The following is a 19,190-nucleotide window of genomic DNA, read 5'->3' as shown; positions in this document are numbered from 1 at the left end:
TCGGTTGCCGCCATCAACTACCTGTTCGGTCTAAACATTGTATATACAGGCATGGCCTCGCCCTTCGTCGCCCTGAACGCCGCCATCGGCGCCCACGTGTGGCGCAGCGTGCCCTTCGCCTGCATCATCTTCCTGGCGGCCATCCAGGCCATTCCGACGGAGCAATACCGGGCCGCCCGGGTGGACGGCGCCACGTCTTGGAACCGCTTCCGTTTCATCACCCTGCCCTGGCTCTACCACGCCGTGCTGGTCGTCGCCATCTTCGAGACCATGAACGGCTTCCGGGCCTTCGACCTGATCTATGCGCTCACGGGCGGCGGTCCCGGCGACGCGACCCACGTCATCGCCTGGCAGACCTACAAGGAGGCCTTCGCCCGGCTCGATTTCGGCGGCGCCAACGCCTATTCCTACCTGATCACGCTGATTACCATGACGCTGGCCATCATCTACATCCGGCTGCTGTACCGCCGCGGACTCGTACAGGGATAGGGGATAGTCATGTGGCGTCGCGCCTCGCTTTACATTTACGCCTTGGTTGCTGTTATCTACCTGACCCTGCCCTTCGCCTGGGTGGCGGCCGTCAGCTTCATGCCCGAACGGGAGGTGACGCAGCAGCGCTGGTGGCCCGATGAACCCACCATCGGGAACTACGGTCTTTACTTCGAGGTGGAAGGCCGCTCGGCGGACGTAGGCGCCGCCATCGCCCGGCAGTTCCCCCGGGCCATCGTCAACAGCCTGATCATCGGCACGGCGGTGATGCTCCTCAACCTGACCTGCGGCTCTCTGGCGGCCTACGCCCTGGCTCGCCTGCCGTTCCGGGGCAACCTGCTGCTCCTGTTGTTCTATCTCGGTTCCCGGAGCGTGCCCGGCGTGGCCATCATGATCCCCATGTATCTGCTGATGCGGAGCTACGGACTCCTGGATACGCATCTTTCGGTGATCCTGTCCCACACGACCTTCACCCTGCCGTTCACCATCTGGATCCTGAAGGGCTACTTCCAGACCGTGCCCCTGGACCTGGAACGGGCCGCACGGGTCGACGGCTGCACGCCGATGGGCGCGCTGCTGAGGGTATTTTTGCCTGTTACTACGCCGGGGCTGGTCGCCGTGGGCATCTTCGCCTTTATCGCGTCCTGGGGCGAGTTCCTCTTCGCGCTGCTCTTTACCACCACCATCGCCTCCAGACCGGTGACGGTGCTGGCGTCGGATTTCGCCCAGGAACTGCAGGTGCCCTTCACCGTCATCGCCGCAGGCGGTGTGCTGGTCATTCTCCTGCCCCTGGTCCTGTCCTTCATATTCCAGCGGCTTATCATCCAGGGTATCGGGGGTTCGGTGACCGGGTAGGCGGGTGATCAGATGATTCTGCGGGCGGATTCTGAGTTTACTAAGGAGCGACTTCATTGGCACGAGTCCGACTAACCAACCTTACGAAGCACTTCGGCGACGTGGTGGCGGTAGACGACGTCTCCCTCGACATCGCCGACCGCGAGTTCCTGACGCTCCTGGGTCCGTCGGGCTGCGGCAAGACCACCCTGCTCAACATGATCGCCGGACTGGAATCGCCGACGGCGGGCGAGGTGTGGTTCGACGACCGGAACGTAACGGCCATTCCACCCGAGCGGCGGGATATCGCCATGGTGTTTCAGACCTATGCCCTCTATCCCCACATGAGTGTCTTCGACAACGTGGCCTTCGGACTCAAGATGCGCGGCGTGCCCGCGGAGGAACGAAAAAGACTCGTACTGGCGGCGTCAAAGACCATGGAGATCGAGCACCTGCTGGACCGCAAGCCCCGTGCGCTGAGCGGCGGCCAACGGCAGCGTGTCGCCCTGGCCCGCGCCATCGTCCGCGATCCAGGCGTGTTCCTCCTCGACGAACCGCTGTCCAACCTGGACGCACAATTGCGGGTGGTGATGCGCACGGAACTGAAGCGCCTTCACGGCGAACTCGAAATGACCTTCGTCTACGTTACCCATGACCAGGCCGAATCGCTCATCCTCTCCGACCGGATCGTGGTGATGAAGGAGGGGAAGATCCAACAGATCGGTACGCCTGAATCCATCTACGACAGCCCCGCCAATACCTTCGTGGCCGGGTTCGTGGGGAGTCCGCCCATCAATCTGTTGAAAGGCGTGCTGGAGCAGTCTGGTTCTTCAGGCTGGCGCGTGGTCGGCAAGGGTTACGCGTGCGGCGTCGCGACGTCCATGATCGAGCGGATGGAGCAGCCGGAAGGGCGGGAGGTATACCTGGGCGTTCGGGCCGAGGATATTGGAATCAGTGAGGCGCTGTCGTCAGCGGGGTTGGCCAGCGAGACGGGCGACCAAACGGGCAACAAGGATCAGTCGGTCGGTCATGCCGAGGTCGTGGTGCGCGAACCCATGGGCAGCGACCTGTACCTGACGGTCGATGTGGGAGGCAACAACGTCAAGGTACGCACCCGGCCGGACGTTCGTTTCGACAGGGGAGACAGCGTGGACCTCTCCTTCGACCCCGAGAAGATCCACCTGTTCGATGGGGAGACGGGTGATACACTGGGGCCCGGTATCTAAACCCGAGTGGTCAGATCTGGTAAAGGTTGGTAGATTCTGCCGATTACCGCTCTACCTACAGCGCTTTTGCAAATCCGAGAGTAATTCAGCAATCCACGGATCAAAAACCTTCTTTAGCTTGGGAAGAAGATCCAGCATCCAGGCCCTGGTTTCTTCGAGCCTGTCCGCCGGGTCGTCTATACTGCCGTCCTTCCTGATACTTATGCTGGAAAACGTATGTCTGTCATGCCTGCGCCAACACCACTCCGGTTCGAAATTGGCTTCGATGCGTGATACGATCCGATTTTTATCGGCTTCCAGTTGATCAAACAGATTCTTCGTTACCTCGTTGTCATCGTTTCGAATGTGTACGGTGACCCAGGCATCGTTTTTACCCTCCAGGGACGCAGCATACCAAATGCCGTCGTTCTCGGTGGAAGGAAAGTAACGGCCTGTGTGGCCGAACATTCGTATTGGTCTTTCTGAAGCAAATCCGGTATCGCGCAGTTTACTTATCAGAGGCTCGAAGAAGTCGGGGTATTTCTGAATATGAGGTGGGGCTGGTGGATCAACCGGCAGGATATTTCCAAGATCCCAGCCGCCTGGGTACACCACCTTCAAAAATCTGGGTTCGGGCTCTGAATCTGGAGACTTTCTGATGACCTCGACCTTTATTCCATAGAACTCAATATCTTTCTTTGTCCATTCGTTCAAACGACGCAAGACTTCAGCATGCTCATGCGTGAATTCCGGTGCAACCCAGATGGCAATTCGAGCATCAAGAATCGTTGCATAGGCAATGAGTCGGCCCATATGATCGGTATCTGACCATTCCAACTGGTTCTCGATAGCGACCAAGTTTCCTGTATCGGTGTCTTTGGCCAGGATATCGAGGAACCAAAACGAGGCGACTTTTTTCTCTCGTTTTTTGAATTCCAAGTTCTTACCAATCAGGTCTCCGACAAGGTTGAGGTTGCACGCCAACCAGGGTGTGAAATCCAGGGCTTCGTCTTCCCACATGGAGCGGACATTCAGTCGTTCAGACCGATCCGTAGTCAATTCCATCTCCCCTCAGTTCAGTTGATCCCACCGCAGATCCAACTAGTACTTCTGCTCATCCGGCGCGTTCGGCTGGCCCGGATGGGACCCGCCCGCGTTCTTGGCCGTGTTTCCGCCGTCCAGCGGCATGAGCGCCCCGGTGACCCAGCTTGAGGCGTCGGAGGCGAGAAAGATGGCCAGTCCCTGGATATCTTCCGATTTCCCCAGGCGGCCGATGGGGATGCCCCGCAGGTAAGTGTCGCCCAGCTTGGCGTCGGCGTCGATGCGCTTGCGCAGGCCTTCGTTCATGATCTGGGCGCATACGATGGCGTTGACGCGAACGCCCTTGCTGCTCCACTCCGTGCTCATCTCCCGTGTCATCTGGGCCACTCCGCCCATGGCGATACTGTAGGACATGTGACCACGGCCGAGGGCCGACAGCCCGGCGATGGACACGATGTTGATGATGCTGCCCCCTCCGGCCTCTATCATGCGCTTCGCGCCTTCTTGGCAGCAGACGTACCTTCCTACGACCAGAGTATTCAGGGTCTGGATGAGCCCCGCTTCGGTGATTTCCAGCGGCAACTGGTTGATACCGCCTTCCCCGGCGATGTTGGCCAGCACGTCGATGCGTCCGTAGGTTTCGTCCAGCCGTGCGAACATCGCCCGGATCTGCGCGCCGTTGGAGACGTCACACACCACGGGTTCGGCCCGGCGGCCCAGACGCTCGATCTCCCTGGCCGTGTCCTCCATGCCTTCTTCGTTGATGTCCGCCAGCATGAGATCCGCACCCGCCTCGGCGAATCCGATGGAGGTGGCCCGGCCCATACCGGCGGCCGCGCCGGAGACCAGGGCCACGCGGCCGCTCAAGTCAAATAATGGATGAGACATTTCAACTCCTTTCTTTGCATTTAAGGCTTTTTCGGCGTATATTATACGGATCGCGGCACCCTTTTATCCAGTCGAATTTACGGCAATCTTCTCGACGGACTTCTAAATGCCTCCCTTCACGGTCGTATCCGACTACGAGCCCCGGGGCGATCAGCCCGGGGCGATCGAAGAACTCGTCCAGGGCGTGCACCGGGGGGACAGGCACCAGTGCCTCCTCGGCATCACGGGCAGCGGCAAGACCTACACGATGGCCCAGGTCATCGCCCAGTTGCAGAAGCCGACCCTGGTCATTTCACCCAACAAGACCCTGGCCGCCCAGCTTTATGGCGAGTTCAAGGGGTTCTTCCCGAAGAACGCCGTCGAGTACTTCATCAGTTACTACGACTACTACCAGCCGGAAGCGTACATGCCGGTGACGGACACCTATATCGAGAAGGATTCGTCCGTCAACGAGGACCTGGACAAGCTCCGGCTGCGGGCGACGAGCGCGCTGCTGGAACGACGGGACGTGGTGATCGTCGCCTCCGTATCCTCCATCTACAGCCTGGGGTCCCCCGACGAATGGAAGGAGTTCATCCTCCTGGTGGAAAAGGGGGAGGCGTACGAGCGGGACATGATCATGCGCAAGCTGATCGATATGCACTACAACCGGAACGACTACGATTTCGCGCGGGGCACGTTCCGTGTGCGGGGAGACACCCTCGACATCCTGCCCGCGGACCAGGAAAAGGGTCTCCGCATAGAGATGTTCGGCGACGAGGTCGACCGCATCACCGAATTCGATCCCCTCACGGGCGAAGTCCTGGCGGAGCGGGACCGTATCGCCATCTACCCGGCCCGTCACTTCGTCACCACGGCGCCGCGCCTGGAGCAGGCCATGAAGGCCATCGAGGAAGAACTGGACGAGCGGCTTCGGGTACTGTACGACGAGAACAAGCTCCTTGAGGCCCAGCGGCTGGAACAGCGCACGCGCTTCGATCTGGAGATGATGCGGGAGATCGGGTTCTGCGCCGGTATCGAGAACTACTCCATGCACCTGTCGGGCCGGTCCCCGGGCGAGCGTCCCTTCTGCCTCTTCGACTTCTTCCCCAGCGACTTCCTGCTGGTCATCGACGAGTCCCACGTCTCCCTGCCCCAGGTCCGGGCCATGTACAATGGCGACCGGTCGCGGAAGACCACCCTGGTCGAACACGGTTTTCGACTTCCGTCGGCGCTGGACAACCGGCCGCTGACCTTCGAGGAATACGAATCCATGATCAACCAGGTGATCTACGTGTCGGCGACGCCCGCCGACTACGAGTTGAGCCAGTGCCAGGGCGTGGTGGTCGAACAGATCATCCGGCCGACGGGGTTGATGGACCCGGAGATCATTGTGCAGCCTGTTGAAAACCAGATGGACGATCTCCTGGCCCGGATCCGCGAACGGGCCGAACGTCAGGAACGGGTGCTGGTGACGACGCTGACCAAGCGGATGGCCGAGGACCTGACCGACTATCTCCGGCAGCTCAACGTCCGGGTGCGCTATCTCCATTCCACTATCGATTCCATCGAGCGCGTCGAGATCCTGCGCGACCTGCGCCTCGGCAAGTTCGACGTCCTCGTGGGCATCAACCTCCTCCGCGAGGGGCTCGACCTGCCCGAGGTCTCCCTGGTCGCCATTCTGGACGCGGACAAGGAAGGGTTCCTGCGGTCGGAACGCTCGCTGATCCAGACGGCGGGACGGGCCGCGCGCAACGTGCGCGGCGAGGTGATCTTCTACGCCGACAACATCACGGACTCCATGCGGCGGGCCATGGAAGAGACGAACCGCCGCCGGACGCTGCAGCAGGAGTTCAACGAACTGAACGGGATCGAACCCGAGACCGTGTACAAGTCCATCGAGGAGATCATCAAGACCACGGCCGTGGCCGACGTGAAGGCGGTGGACGACGACATGCCGATCCTCAATACCATCGCCAAGATGGACCAGAGTACCGTCGTGGAAGAACTCAAGCACGCCATGTACGAGGCCGCCGCCAACCTGGAGTTCGAGAAGGCGGCCCGGCTGCGCGACGAAATCAACCGGCTGGAGTCCCAACCCGTGAAATGAGACGGGTCATGCCCTGCCCGGTCGCACCACTCCCGTCCGGGCCGGCCACAACCCGTCCGCCCGCCCATGCTCCTACCTCTCCAGGCTGAAAGCCCGAGTTTTTCCCGGCCCGTCATCACCTACGCGCTGCTCGCCGCCAACGTGGCCGTCTTCCTCTTCCAGTGGGTACTGGGTCCGGTGGGCGAGCAGATCTTCATCTTCAAGACGGCGGCCGTTCCCTACGAACTGACCCGTTTCGTAGACCGGGACACCATTCCCATACCGGGCACGTCCCTGCTCTATCCGGATGCCCTCGTGCCCTTCCCCCTGACCCTGTTTACGGCCATGTTCGTCCACGGGGGATTCATGCACCTTGCCGGCAACATGCTCTACCTGTGGATCTTCGGCAACAGCGTGGAAAGCGCCATGGGGGCGGGCCGCTACCTGCTCTTCTACCTCCTGACCGGCCTGTGCGCCACCCTGGTGCACGTCATATCCGAGCCCGATTCCGCCATCCCGATGATCGGCGCCAGTGGGGCGATCGCGGGCATCCTGGGCGCCTATTTCATCCTGTATCCCCGGGCCTACATCAAGACCTTCGTCCTGCTGTTCATCTTCATCCAGATCATCCACGTCCCCGCGATCATCGTACTGGGGATCTGGTTCCTGCGGCAGATCCTGGGCATCGGCAGCGACGGCGTGGCCTGGTACGCCCACATCGGCGGATTCCTCGTCGGAATGGTCCTCGTGCGGCGCTTCCTGCAGCGCCGGCCCCGGACGATCCACATCAATCCGGGGGGCGAATGGTGAGCGGACCGGCGGCGGAGACGCCATTTCTCGACACGCTCGGGATTCGCCGGGGAGACGCCGTGGCCATCGTCGGCAGCGGCGGGAAGGCCACGCTGATGTACCGGCTGGCCGGCGAGGCGGTCGACCGGGGTTACGCCGTCATCACGACGTCCACCACGCATCTGCATCCGCCCACGTCGAAGCAGACGCGCGGGTTCTACGTGACCGAAGAAACGCCGGACTGGGCCGCGATTGTTCCCCGTGAACTTAAAACGCGCCGCCATGTGACCGTCCTGGGCGCCCGGCCCCGCCCCGACAAGCTCAAGGGACTGGACGCGGACGAACTGGACCGGCTGCGAAAGGTCTGCTCGCCCGATCTGATGCTCATGAAGGCCGACGGCGCACGCGCCCGGCTGTTCAAGGCGCCCGGGGACCACGAGCCCGTGGTGCCGGAAGGGACGACACGGGGCGTGGTCGTCGCCAGCCTGAAGTCCGTCGGCATCCCGCTGGACGAACGGCAGGTGCACCGGCCGGAACGCGTGGGCGGTCTGACAGGCCTGGAAGGGGGCGAGCCGGTAACGCCCGAGGTCATCGCCGGGGTCGTCAGTCATCCCGATGCGTACCGGCGTGCCTTCCCGGAATCCGTACCCCTTGCCCTGTACCTTTCCTGTGCCGGTGACGGGGAGAGCCTGAACCTGGCCCGGCGCATTGCCGGCGCCGTGCCCGGTTCTGTTTTCGAAGGAATCTATGGCGGGGATATACAGCGGGCGGAGGCGGTGATCGCCCGGCTGGCCTGAGTCGCTCACGCGACATCGGGCAGCCAGGCTGTTGTGGTCCCGCGCGTGCTCCGGCATTTCACGAAATCCGCGTTGACACTCGACGCCCTCCGTGGTAATATCTACCCACGCCACGAACGAGGTGTTCTGAAATCTATCCGCGTTTAAGAAGGATCGTTTTATGGCTCGATTACACCTATTTGCAGTCGCTCTCTGTACGGCCATCCTGGCCTGGGGCTGCTCCGGCGGCGATCCGGACAAGCGCGTCGTGACGGTCTATTCGCCCCACGGCAAGCCGATCCTGCCCGAGTTCGAAAAGCTCTTCGAGGCCGCTCATCCCGACGTCGACGTCCGCTGGCTCGACATGGGCTCGCAGGACGTACTCGACCGGGTTCGCTCCGAACGGGCCAATCCCCAGGGCGACGTCTGGTGGGGCGCGCCGGCGACCAACTTCATCCAGGCCGCCGACGAGGGCCTGCTGAGTCCCTACCGGCCGACCTGGGCAGACGCTCTGCTTCCCGAGTTCAGGGACGAAGGCGACCGGTGGTACGGCACGGCGCAGTTGATTCCGGTCATCGCCTTCAACAATCTCGAATTGACGAAGGAGACGGCGCCCGGAGACTGGGACGAACTCCTCGACCCCCGGTGGCGGGACCTGATCGTGATCCGGTACCCGCTCGCGTCCGGTACGATGCGGACGGTCTACTCGGGGATGATCTGGCGCACGTACCGGGATACCCGGATCCCCGACGCGGGGTACGAGTGGCTCACGCGGCTCGATGCCAACACGAAGGACTACGCCGCCGATCCGAACATGATGTTCCAGAAGCTCGCCCGGAAGGAAGGGCTGGTGTCCATCTGGCTGATGAGCGACATCATGCTGCAGGTGGACCGGTACGGCTATCCCTTCGATTTCGTGGTGCCGAGGAGCGGCGCGCCCGTGCTGACCGACGGTATCGCGCTGATCGCCAACGGCAAGAACCCCGACGACGCCAGGCTGTTCTACGAATTCGTCACCAATGTGGACCACACCGTCCTGCAGGCCACGGAGTACTACCGGATCCCGACCCGAGGCGATATCCCGAAGGACCGCCTGCCCGCGTGGATGGCTGATCTTTCCGTAGCCCCCTTCGACATCGACTGGAAGGTCTTCTCCGAACAGTCCAGAACCTGGATGAAGTACTGGGACGACAACATCAAGGACCGGGGTTAGCTCTTTCGCCTGCCGTCACGGCCCGTTCTGATCTAAGCGTCATGCTGATCCACGCCCCATTCTGATCTAAGCGTCATGCTGATCCACGCCCCATTCTGATCTCCGCCCATGGCCCAGGTCACCCTCAATCGCCTCACCAAGCATTTCGATGACACCCCGGTCGTGAAGGGCATCAGCCTTACAGTGGCCGACGGCGAGTTCTTCAGTCTCCTCGGTCCGAGCGGATGCGGCAAGACGACCATCCTCCGCATGATCGCCGGGTTCACCTTCCCCACCTCCGGCACCGTGCTCTTCGACGGCCAGGACGTCACCCACGTGCCCGCCAACCGGCGGAACACCGGGATGGTGTTTCAGAACTACGCCCTCTTCCCCCACATGACCGTCTTCGAGAACGTGGCCTTCGGCCTGCGCACGCGCAAGGTGACCGGACCGGAGATGACGGATCGCGTCGCGCGGGCCCTCGACCTGGTGGGGCTGGCCGGCCTGGAGCAGCGTCCCGTGCCCCAGTTGTCCGGCGGACAGCAGCAGCGGGTGGCCCTCGCCCGGGCCGTGGTCATCGAACCCGACCTGTTGCTGCTCGATGAACCGCTGTCCAACCTGGACGCCAAGCTGCGGGAGGAAACCCGGGACCAGATCCGGGAACTGCAGACCAAGCTCGGCATTACTGCCATCTACGTCACCCACGACCAGGAGGAGGCGCTGGCCGTTTCCGACCGGATCGCGGTGATGGAGGAGGGCGAGTGCCGGCAGCTGGACCGGCCCGACGCGATCTACCGCAGGCCGGCCAACCGGTTCGTGGCCGCCTTCATGGGCAACATGAACCTCTGGGAAGGCGTGCTGGCGACGGACGGGGGAAGGACGATTTTCCGGCACGCGAGCGGACTGACCGTCGCCTTGCCCTCGCCACCCTCGCCACCCTCGCCACCCCCCCAGGCCGGTGACGCCGAGCCGGCCGATGACCCCGAACCAGTTGATGATCCCGAACAGGCCGACGACGCCGAGCCGACTGATGACGACGCCGCGCCGACTGATGACGACGCCGCGCCGACGGGCGGGTCCGTTCACCTGGCCCTGCATCCCCAGGCCGTACGGTTGACCGAAGACGACTCGGAAGACACCGTGGAAGGCGTCGTGACCACCCGGCGTTTCAAGGGTGCCACGGTCGAGTTCACCGTCGATGCCGGGGGCGTCTCCATCCAGGTTGTCGAAAACGCGGAAGGTCCGCTGGCCGCGCGTCAACCCGGCGAGGCGGTGCGCGTCCGCATCCCCGGCGACCAGGCGATCATCCTGAGGGATTGAACCGGACCATGAATCTGCACGCCGCCCTCCGGCAGCCCCGTCTCCTCGTCTTCATTCCCCTGGGATTCATCATTCTGGGGTACATCGTCTATCCCGCCGCGCTCGTCCTGTGGGAGAGCCTTTTCCGCGATGGACAGTTCGGTTTCGGCAACTACGGGGAGTTCTTCGATCCCGAACACCCGTCCTACATGGAAGGCCTCTTCAACAGCGTCATGGTCTCCGTGGGCAGCGTGCTGCTTTCGGCCCTCATCGGCGTTCCCCTGGCGCTCATCTTCACCCATTACGAGTTTCCCGGCCGGTCCGTGTTCTCCGCGCTGGCCACGCTGCCCATCGTCCTCCCGCCCCTGGTGGGTGTGCTCGCCTTCCTGTTTCTCTACAGCGAAAGCGGCATGATCCCGCGCCTCATCCAGGCGGCCCTGGGACTCGAGCGGCCGCCCTTTTCGCTGAACGGCGTGTGGGCCGTGCTGCTCGTGCACGGCTACACCATGTACGTCTTCTTCTACCTCTTCACTTCGGCGGCGCTCAGGGGCATCGATCCCGCGGTCATGGAGGCGGCCCGCAACCTGGGCGCGTCGTCCTGGTTCAGTTTCCGTACCGTCACTCTGCCTCTCCTGACGCCCGCCATGGTGGGTGCGACGCTCCTGGTCTTCATGACGTCCATGAACTCCTTCAGCGCGCCCTTCATCTTCGCGGGTGGATTCCGGTTTCTCAGCCTCAACATCTACACGTCCAAGCTGAACGGCGACATGGCCATGGCCGTCACGCAGACCGTGGTCCTCTCCGCCTTTTCCATCGCTTTTCTGTTCTGGATGCGCCGTTACGAGGGCAGGCGGCAGTACGCCATGAGCACCAAGGGCACGGCGAACGTCCGCCGCGAGATCCGGGGACGCTGGGCGCGCCTGCTCGCGGGCGCCGCCGGGATCGTCATGGTGGTCGTGCTCCTGCTGCCCCACCTGACCATCCTCCTGCTGTCCTTCGTCCAGGACGGCACGTGGACGCACCAGATCCTGCCCCAGGTCTATACATCGGACAACTACGGCCGTCTCTTCCAGGATCCCACCTTCTGGGAGCCGATCCGGAACAGCCTGAACATGGCGGTGCTCTCCACGGCGGCCGACGTGGCCATCGGCGTCACTGCGGCCTGCCTGGTGGTCAAGGGTACGTTCCGGGGACGCAGGATGCTCGACGCCCTCGTGATGGTGCCTTGGGCGCTGCCCGGCACCGTGGTGGCCATCAACCTGATCGTCGCCTTCAGCCAGGGCACGCCCTTCAGCTTCGGCCAGGTACTCGTCGGTTCCTTCTGGCTGCTGCCCATCGCCTATTTCGTCAGACACCTGCCCATCGTGTTCCGGGCGTCGGCCGCAGCCTTCAGGCAGCTGGACGACTCCTTGGAGGAGGCGGCGCGCAACCTGGGGGCGGGGTGGTTCTACGCCTTCCGACGCGTCACCCTGCCCCTCATCGGTCCGGGCGTGCTCGCCGGCACGTTGCTGGCCTTCGTCACCGCCCTGGGCGAATTCGTGGCCTCCATCCTGCTGTACGTTTACGACAACCGGCCCATCGCCATGGAGATCCTGTCCCACCTGCGCCAGTTCAACATCGGCAGCGCCGCGGCCTATGCCGTCCTGCTCCTGCTCCTCGTTTCCGTCGTGCTGCTGGGTTCCAACTACTTCTCCCGCGGCACGGCGCAGCGAAGCCTTTCGTAGCCCCGCGATGCAAGCGTCTCCCTTCACCCCAGCCAGGCGGAGCCCTTCGTAACCCGTGCTCAAGCGTACCGACTATTTTCTCTTCATCGCCGCGTTCGTCATGGACTTCTGTACGGGCCTGGTTTCCTTCGCCGTGCCCCTGAGGGCCCTCGACCTGGGCGCCTCCGTAGTGGAACTGGGGTTTATCGGCACCGCGGGCTCGCTCAGCTTCACCCTGGCCTGCACCTTCACGGGTAAACTCGCCGACCGGTTCGACCGGCGCCGGCTTCTAGCCATCGCCTCCGGTCTGACCGCCCTGGTGTTCGGCATGCTCTTCTTCGCGGTGAACTACTGGATGCTCCTCGCCGGAACGGCCCTGGGATGGGGCCTGCTGGCCCTCTTCTGGCCGTCCGTGCAGGCGATGCTGGCCGAGGGCCGCAACCGGGCGCAAATGGTGCGGACGCTCGGCACATTCAACATGTTCTGGACCCTGGGGTTCATGCTGGGTCCCGCGGCAGGTGGCTATCTCTACCTCGTGGGTCCCCAGGTACCCTTTGCCACCGGAACGCTCGGTATGGTGCTGCTCACGCTGGCAATCGTCATTCTGCGCTTCAGGCCCGTCACCGCGACGGAAGCGGATCCGGCAGAGGAAGCTCAGGGACACGCGCGCGAGGACACGACGCGTTTCCGCTGGATCGCCTGGACAGCCAATTTCACGGCGTTCTTCATGATCGGCATGCTCAACAACCAGTTCCCCAAGCTCGCCGTCGAACTCCTCATCCGGCCCGATACGCTTGGCATACTGCTCGCCATCCCCCGGCTCCTGCAGATGGCGATCTTCCTCATCGCGCGGTACACGACGTGGTGGCAGTTCCGGCTCAGGCCCCTAATCATTCCCCAAATCGCTGCCGTGGCCGGCATGGTCGTCGTCGCGACCCAGGATTCCACCGTGGTGCTGGCCTTCGCCTTCGGAACCGTGGGGTTGCTGGTCGGCGCCGCCTTTTCGGCCAGCCAGTTCTATTCCTTTTTCCAGGAAGAACGCAAAGGAGAAAAGGGCGCGCGCAACGAGATGATCGTGGGCATGGGCATGGTATCGGGCCCCCTGGTCGGCGGCCTGCTGGCGCAACTTATCGGACTGCGCATGCCCTACGTGCTGTGCTGCATGGTGCTGATAGCGGGTATGCTCGTCGAATACCGGTGGTACCGGAATCGGGATTAGGGATTGCTCGATCGCGGCAATAACGATCCCTGAAAAATAGTTGTCGAGATGTCTTCGCTCTTATTCGACTAATGCAATAACAATCCGGTTTACAGCAATCACCAGGTGCAGGTGACTCCGTGTCCTATTATCCCATTGATACGCACGCCACGGTTCGCGAATTCGAAGCCGCGGGCATTGAGACGAAGCAGGCGGAAACCATCGTCAAAGCGATGACGTGGAGCCGGAACGACCTGGTGACGAAGACAGATCTGGCAGGATTCGCGACAAAGGAAGATCTGGCAGGATTCGCAACGAAGGCCGACATGGAGCGATTCGCAACGAAGGCCGACATGGAGCGATTCGCAACGAAGGAGGATCTGGAGGAACTTAAAACCCGTCTGGATTCTCTAAGTGCGAAAATGGAGCGGTACGCAACGAAGGCTTATCTGGAAAAGTTCGCCACGAAGGAAGACTTTGAGCGATGCGCCACGAAGGAAGACCTGGAGCGTTTCGCGACGAAGGAAGACCTGGAGGAACTTAAAAGCCGCCTGGATTCGTTAAGCGCGAAGATGGAGCGGTACGCCACAAAGGCCGACTTGGAGCGATACGCAACGAAGGAAGACCTGGCTGTTTTGAGAGCCGAAATGGCCGCGATGAAGTCGGACCTTGAAAAGCAGATCAGCAGCGCCGTCAACAAGATGCTGGTATGTATGGTCAGCATGTCCGCGCTAATCGTCGGTATGATGAAATACCTTTGAACGGCGACGAACATCCAGGGCTTTTTCGAAAAGGAAAGCGCTACTCAGCCTTCCGCCATCTTCTTGACTACAACCAGTGCCTTGGGCCAGGTCTCGTTGAAGTACTCAACGAAATCGTTAAACGTGTCGGTCTCGACCGTAAGGTGTGTGCCGCCGTCCACGTCCTTCAGCGTGTAGTTTTCAAAGGCCGGCGTCCACGATTTCACCTCGTCGCTTTCCAAATCTTCCACGCCGTTTCTGATGTAGCCGATGTGCCGGATGGACATGTATTCATGTGGGCGGTTTTCATGGATTACGCTCACCATGCCGTCATTGCCCTCAACGAGGAACCGTATCTCGCTGCCTTCGCTCCAGTCGCCCACGTAGTGCGAGCCTTCGGCGAAAACACCCGACCATTTCCTGAACGGTTCGTCGTCGAACAGGGCGTGCCAAACCTGTTCCCTCGAAGCGTTGATGGTTATCGAGTAGACTAGTTTTTCCGTGGCGTTTTGTTCTGACATCGATCTGTCCTTTCTTCACGCTCCGTCGTGCGCGCGTGCCTGCTACACCTGATGCGTCTGATAATCAGCCCTGGTCCACCGCCGCCTGTTCGATGGTGTCCGGTAGTCGTTCCCGGGCTTTCTGCAGGCGGTCCACGCAGGTCTCCCGCCCCAGCGCGGCCACCACGTGGAACAGGGACGGTCCGGCCATTTCTCCGGTTAGCGCCACGCGGCAGGGGTGGATGAACTGGGCTGCTTTAAGTCCGTGGCGCTCCGACAGACCCCGGATTACACCCTCCGCCGCTTCCACATCTAATTCATCCAGGGCTTCGAACTCGGCGCGAAGCCACCCCAATCGTTCGGACACAGCCTCCGGCTCTTTGGACCAGTGCTTCCTGACAGCCTTCGGATTGTATTCGAAGTCGTCCGTGAAGAAGAACCTGCCCTGTACCGCGAAATCGGCCAGCGTGCGGCACCGTTCCCGGAGCAAGCCGACTACCTCCATCGCGTAGTTGTGATCCCCGGCCCTGCCGTTGCCGTCGGCTATCAGGCCCTCCCGGCTCAGGTACGGCTTCGCCAGCGTCCAGAGTTCTTCGCTGGACCTGGCCATGATATGCTGTCCGTTCAGCCACTCGAATTTCCGCAGGTCGAACACGGTGTCCCGCTTGTGGACCTGGTCCAGCGAGAAGCGCTCCATGATTTCGGCGCGGGTGAAGAATTCCTGGTCGTCGCCGGTCTGCCATCCCAGCAGGGAGAGAAAATTGACCACCGCGTCGGACAGGTAGCCCGCGTCCCGGTACTCGGTGACGGACACGGCGCCGTGGCGTTTCGACAGCTTCTTCTTGTCTTCCCCCAGGATGCTGGGCAGGTGGGCGAACTCGGGCACTTCCGCGCCCAGCGCCCGGAACAGTTGAATATGCTTGGGGGTGTTGGTCACGTGGTCGATGCCGCGGATGACGTGGGAAATGTTCATGTCCGCGTCGTCGACCACCACGGCCAGGTGATAGAGGGGCGTGCCGTTGGAGCGGACGATGACGAAATCGTCGACAGTCTCGTTGTCCACCGCGATCTCGCCGAGTATGCGGTCCTGAAAAACGGTTTTCCCTTCGGGGATCTTGAGCCGGATGACCGGACGGCGGCCCGCGGCTTCCAGGGCTTCGGCCTCGGAGTCCGAAATTTCGGCGTATCGACGGTCGTTGCGCCAGGAACGGCCCTCGGCCAGGGCCTCCTGCCGCTTCGCTTCGAGTTCTTCGGGAAGATAGTAGCAGCGATAGGCCTTGCCCGCTTCGACCAGGGCATCGGCCTGGGACCGGTGACGGTCGACCCGGTGGGACTGGTAAACGATCTCTTCGCCCCAGTCCATGCCCAGCCACCGCAACCCGTCGAAGATTACCTCGACCCACTCCTGGCGGGAACGCTCCGTGTCAGTGTCTTCGATGCGCAGCAGGAATGACCCGTGCTCTTTTCGTGCGAAAAGCCAGTTGAAAAGCGCCGTATGGGCGACACCGATGTGGAGCAGGCCGGTGGGACTGGGGGCAAAGCGAACGCGGACGGGACGGGACATGGGTCGTCAGGATGCCTGGGGATCTGAACCGCCGGCGTCTGCCGCCGAGGTCGAAGTATCGGTGGCGGGCGGCGTGGCGTCCGCCGGTGCGGCCGCTGGCGCGGGTATGACGGAAGGCACGGTCTCCAGGGTCATGGTCACACCGCCCATCGCGCCGGCCAGCAGATTATACAGCCAAGTGCCCAGCGAGACCACCAGGGCGCCGAGCACGGCGTACAGGATGGTCAGCACGATCCAGGCTACAACCGCGATCAAGCCCGTGGCCCCCACGATATAACCCATCTCGTCGGGCATGCCATCGGACATCCCCACCATACCCATGAAACTCGCCATCATCGTGATCGCCACGGCGTAAAGCGCTCCGATAACGAACCCCACGGCGCCAGCGATGAGAAAGGTAATCTTGCACGCGGACCATGGGTCGATTCGCTTCAGCTGGTACCTCATAAATGGTGCTCCCGGTGGCATACGTGGAAGGGGCTCCCGGTTCGGTCCGGAACCCGGCGGCGGCCGCCATTCTGCCGATGAAGAACAGCAATTTGACTACGAACGGAGAGGGAGGGATTCGAACCCTCGGTAGGTTTTTGACCCACAATCGCTTAGCAGGCGATCCGATTCAGCCACTCTCGCACCTCTCCCAAGAGATTTCCACACCGCTGGACGGTGGGGGTGGGATTCGAACCCACGGTACCCGCAAAGGTACAACGGTTTTCAAGACCGTCTCTTTCGGCCACTCAGACACCCCACCTGACAGGCGGCAATATAGGTCGAATCCACAGTGGGTGTCAACGTAATTCACCCGTTCGCCCGATTCGATATTTATGACTTCGAATCGCCTGCGGGTGTTTCATCGTTCGTGCCGGGGTTCGTTACGCGACCAGTCGGGGCGGTTTTCTTGAAACGAAGACTTGGGAAGGCGCTACGACGACTCGGCGTACCACCCGCCCGCGACCTGGGGGACACGGTGGTCGAAGTTCCGGAAAACCGCGTTAATTGCTTAAAAGGAAGGATTTATACAGAGGTCTTGAAACCGTGGCTCGGCCGACTTCGAACTGAGAGCACCCGTCTACACCCGCACCGTCAGCCCGTCGTGGAGGGCGGTGCGGTAGGCTTTGAGGGCGGGCACGAAGCCCATCAGGAACCCGGCCGTCACCACGGCGCCCAGGAAGAGCAGCTCGACGGAGCCGGGGGGCCGAATCGGGATGAAGAGCCCCGCCTGTGCCTCGACAAGGGACTGTCCGGCTGAGAGCAACACGTACACCAGCACGAGTCCTGCGAGCGCTCCCGCCGCGGCCAGGCACACCGACTCGAGCACAAGCAGGGCGACGATCCGGCTGGGTCCGGCTCCGACGGCGCGCAGGATCGCCATCTCGCGGCGGCGCTCGTTGAGGGATGTGTAGAGTGAGACCAGCATGCCCAGCAGCCCCACCAGCACGACGAAGATCGAGATCAGCCGGAGGCCGGTCTCGGCGTAGCCAAGGCCCCGCCACATCTCGTTCAGGGCGACTCCGGGGATCACAGCCATCATCGGCTCGTCCTCGAAGTCGTTGATCTCGCGCTGCAGCTGGAGCACGTCCCGGCGGTCGGTCGTGCCCACGAAGAACGAGGTCACCTGTGTAATCTCGACGTCCTCGATCGAGATGTCCTCCGCATGGTCGTGGCCGTCGTCCGCCGGAGCCGCTTCGGCCTCGTCGTCGTGCGCGTGGCCATCGTCCGCGGGAGCCGCCTCGGCCTCGTCGTCGTGAGCGTGGCCGTCGTCCGCCGGAGCCGCTTCGGCTTCGTCGTCGTGGGCGTGGCCGTCGTCGGCTGGGGCCGCCTCGGCCTCGTCGTCCGACGCCGGCGGCTGGCCGTCCTCCCAGTGGATGGCCTCCATGCCCTCGAGGGTCACGTAGATGGCGCGGTCAACGGGGGTGAACGTCTTGGCGAGGACGCCCACGACCGTGAAGGGCATGTGGTCGTGGACCAGGAAGCCCACCTCGCCGAGCCCGTGCGTCACCGCGATCTCGTCGCCCAGCGAGTAGTTCAGCTCGGACGCCACGTCCGCGCCCAGGGTCACGTCGTACAGGTTCTCGCTCGCCCGTCCCTCCGCCAGCGCGATTTCCTGGCCTCCGCGGTAGCGGTAGTGGCGATAGAAGTCTTCGTTCGTGCCGATGACCCGGAATCCTCTGTGGCTGTCCCCCAGGCTATAGGGAATGGTCCACGCGACGGCGGGGTGGTCCGCCCACTGCCTGTAGGCCTCCCAGGAAACGTTCTCCGTCGACGCTCCCATGCCGAAGACCGAATACAGCAGCAGCTGAATCGTGCCGCCCTTGGTCCCCACGATCAGGTCGGTCTGGCTGATGGTGTTGGAGAAGCTCTCGCGCATGCCCACGCGCACGTTCTCGACGCCGACCAGGAGGGCGACACTGAGGGCGATGGAGCCCACCGTGAGCGAGGTGCTGAAGGCGCGGTTGCGGAGCGACTTGAGCGCGAGATCCAGAACCAGCATCACGATACCGCCTTGTTGACGTCGGGGAGCGAGATTGTGCGGGAGAACATGCTCTCCAGGGTGCGGTCGTGGCTCACGAACACCAGCGTTGCACCGGCGCGTTCGCACTCCTGAAAAAGCAGCTCGAGGAAGTCCTCGCGGCGGTCGAAATCCAGGGAGGAGGTCGGCTCATCGGCGACGATGAGCTCCGGCGCCCCGATGAGCGCGCGGCAGGCCGCCACCCGCTGTTGCTGGCCCACCGAGAGTTCCGTTACAGGCTTCTTCAGCAGATCGCCGATGTGGAGATGACCGGCCAGCAGCGCGGCGGTCTCCTTCACGCCCGCGCCGTCCAGCCGGGCCCGGCGCCCCGCGTGCATGCGCACAGGCAGGGTGATGTTGTCGAGCACCGACAGGTAGGGGATGAGGTTGAACATCTG

At 62.6% G+C, this 19,190-nt stretch carries 18 protein-coding genes and 2 tRNA genes; 11 read left to right on the top strand and 9 right to left on the bottom strand.

Annotated elements, in window-relative coordinates; genetic code table 11:
* The 3 genes from OXG98_18135 to OXG98_18125 form a co-directional block, all read left to right on the top strand.
* A partial coding sequence (locus tag OXG98_18135) for a sugar ABC transporter permease (protein MCY3773929.1) occupies positions 1-489 on the top strand: 489 nt, incomplete at its 5' end.
* Positions 490-498: 9 nt separating this feature from the next.
* Entirely contained in the window at positions 499-1,344 is an 846-nt protein-coding gene (locus OXG98_18130) for a carbohydrate ABC transporter permease (protein MCY3773928.1), read from the top strand.
* Between the two features lie 56 nt (positions 1,345-1,400).
* On the top strand, positions 1,401-2,549 hold the full coding sequence (locus OXG98_18125) for an ABC transporter ATP-binding protein (protein ID MCY3773927.1): 1,149 nt from the start codon (positions 1,401-1,403) through the stop codon (positions 2,547-2,549).
* A gap of 51 nt (positions 2,550-2,600) precedes the next feature.
* Here OXG98_18125 and OXG98_18120 read toward each other — a convergent pair whose 3' ends face one another.
* Positions 2,601-3,548 (bottom strand): DUF4268 domain-containing protein, encoded by a 948-nt coding sequence (locus OXG98_18120; protein ID MCY3773926.1) that lies wholly within the window; start codon positions 3,546-3,548, stop codon positions 2,601-2,603.
* Positions 3,549-3,629: 81 nt separating this feature from the next.
* Positions 3,630-4,457 (bottom strand): SDR family oxidoreductase, encoded by an 828-nt coding sequence (locus OXG98_18115; GenBank protein ID MCY3773925.1) that lies wholly within the window; start codon positions 4,455-4,457, stop codon positions 3,630-3,632.
* Between the two features lie 106 nt (positions 4,458-4,563).
* On the opposite strand from OXG98_18115, the gene uvrB reads away from it, so the two are divergent.
* From uvrB to OXG98_18075, 8 genes are all read left to right on the top strand, one after another.
* A complete protein-coding gene (gene uvrB / locus OXG98_18110) occupies positions 4,564-6,546 on the top strand; it encodes an excinuclease ABC subunit UvrB (GenBank protein MCY3773924.1) in 1,983 nt (660 codons plus the stop codon).
* 66 nt (positions 6,547-6,612) lie between these two features.
* Complete coding sequence (locus OXG98_18105; GenBank protein ID MCY3773923.1) at positions 6,613-7,335, top strand: rhomboid family intramembrane serine protease; 723 nt, start codon at positions 6,613-6,615, stop codon at positions 7,333-7,335.
* Positions 7,329-8,111 carry a selenium cofactor biosynthesis protein YqeC gene (gene yqeC / locus OXG98_18100; protein MCY3773922.1) on the top strand — a complete coding sequence of 261 codons (783 nt, stop codon included), beginning with the start codon at positions 7,329-7,331 and terminating at the stop codon, positions 8,109-8,111. Before OXG98_18105 ends, yqeC begins: the two co-directional genes overlap by 7 nt.
* Before the next feature lie 160 nt (positions 8,112-8,271).
* Positions 8,272-9,303 carry an extracellular solute-binding protein gene (locus OXG98_18095; protein MCY3773921.1) on the top strand — a complete coding sequence of 344 codons (1,032 nt, stop codon included), beginning with the start codon at positions 8,272-8,274 and terminating at the stop codon, positions 9,301-9,303.
* 108 nt (positions 9,304-9,411) lie between these two features.
* Complete coding sequence (locus tag OXG98_18090; GenBank protein ID MCY3773920.1) at positions 9,412-10,602, top strand: ABC transporter ATP-binding protein; 1,191 nt, start codon at positions 9,412-9,414, stop codon at positions 10,600-10,602.
* A gap of 8 nt (positions 10,603-10,610) precedes the next feature.
* Positions 10,611-12,305 carry an iron ABC transporter permease gene (locus OXG98_18085; GenBank protein MCY3773919.1) on the top strand — a complete coding sequence of 565 codons (1,695 nt, stop codon included), beginning with the start codon at positions 10,611-10,613 and terminating at the stop codon, positions 12,303-12,305.
* A 55-nt stretch (positions 12,306-12,360) separates the two neighbouring features.
* Positions 12,361-13,503 carry an MFS transporter gene (locus tag OXG98_18080; GenBank protein ID MCY3773918.1) on the top strand — a complete coding sequence of 381 codons (1,143 nt, stop codon included), beginning with the start codon at positions 12,361-12,363 and terminating at the stop codon, positions 13,501-13,503.
* Positions 13,504-13,622: 119 nt separating this feature from the next.
* Positions 13,623-14,243 carry a hypothetical protein gene (locus tag OXG98_18075; GenBank protein MCY3773917.1) on the top strand — a complete coding sequence of 207 codons (621 nt, stop codon included), beginning with the start codon at positions 13,623-13,625 and terminating at the stop codon, positions 14,241-14,243.
* A gap of 44 nt (positions 14,244-14,287) precedes the next feature.
* Here OXG98_18075 and OXG98_18070 read toward each other — a convergent pair whose 3' ends face one another.
* The 7 genes from OXG98_18070 to OXG98_18040 all read right to left on the bottom strand — a co-directional run.
* On the bottom strand, positions 14,288-14,743 hold the full coding sequence (locus tag OXG98_18070) for an SRPBCC domain-containing protein (GenBank protein ID MCY3773916.1): 456 nt from the start codon (positions 14,741-14,743) through the stop codon (positions 14,288-14,290).
* A gap of 64 nt (positions 14,744-14,807) precedes the next feature.
* A complete protein-coding gene (gene gltX / locus OXG98_18065; GenBank protein ID MCY3773915.1) occupies positions 14,808-16,286 on the bottom strand; it encodes a glutamate--tRNA ligase in 1,479 nt (492 codons plus the stop codon).
* A gap of 6 nt (positions 16,287-16,292) precedes the next feature.
* A complete protein-coding gene (locus tag OXG98_18060; GenBank protein MCY3773914.1) occupies positions 16,293-16,733 on the bottom strand; it encodes a DUF3566 domain-containing protein in 441 nt (146 codons plus the stop codon).
* Positions 16,734-16,836: 103 nt separating this feature from the next.
* A tRNA-Ser gene (locus OXG98_18055) sits at positions 16,837-16,924 on the bottom strand.
* A 23-nt stretch (positions 16,925-16,947) separates the two neighbouring features.
* Positions 16,948-17,034, bottom strand: a tRNA-Ser gene (locus tag OXG98_18050).
* Between the two features lie 318 nt (positions 17,035-17,352).
* Entirely contained in the window at positions 17,353-18,774 is a 1,422-nt protein-coding gene (locus OXG98_18045) for an ABC transporter permease (protein MCY3773913.1), read from the bottom strand.
* On the bottom strand, positions 18,774-19,190 hold a 417-nt coding region (locus tag OXG98_18040; GenBank protein ID MCY3773912.1), incomplete at its 5' end, for an ATP-binding cassette domain-containing protein. The genes OXG98_18040 and OXG98_18045, both read right to left, overlap by 1 nt.

Source organism: Gemmatimonadota bacterium, from assembly GCA_026706345.1.
GTDB lineage: Bacteria > JAAXHH01 > JAAXHH01 > JAAXHH01 > JAAXHH01 > JAAXHH01.
Note: the sequence above shows the minus strand (reverse complement) of the source record. Positions and strands in the feature narration are given on the sequence as shown.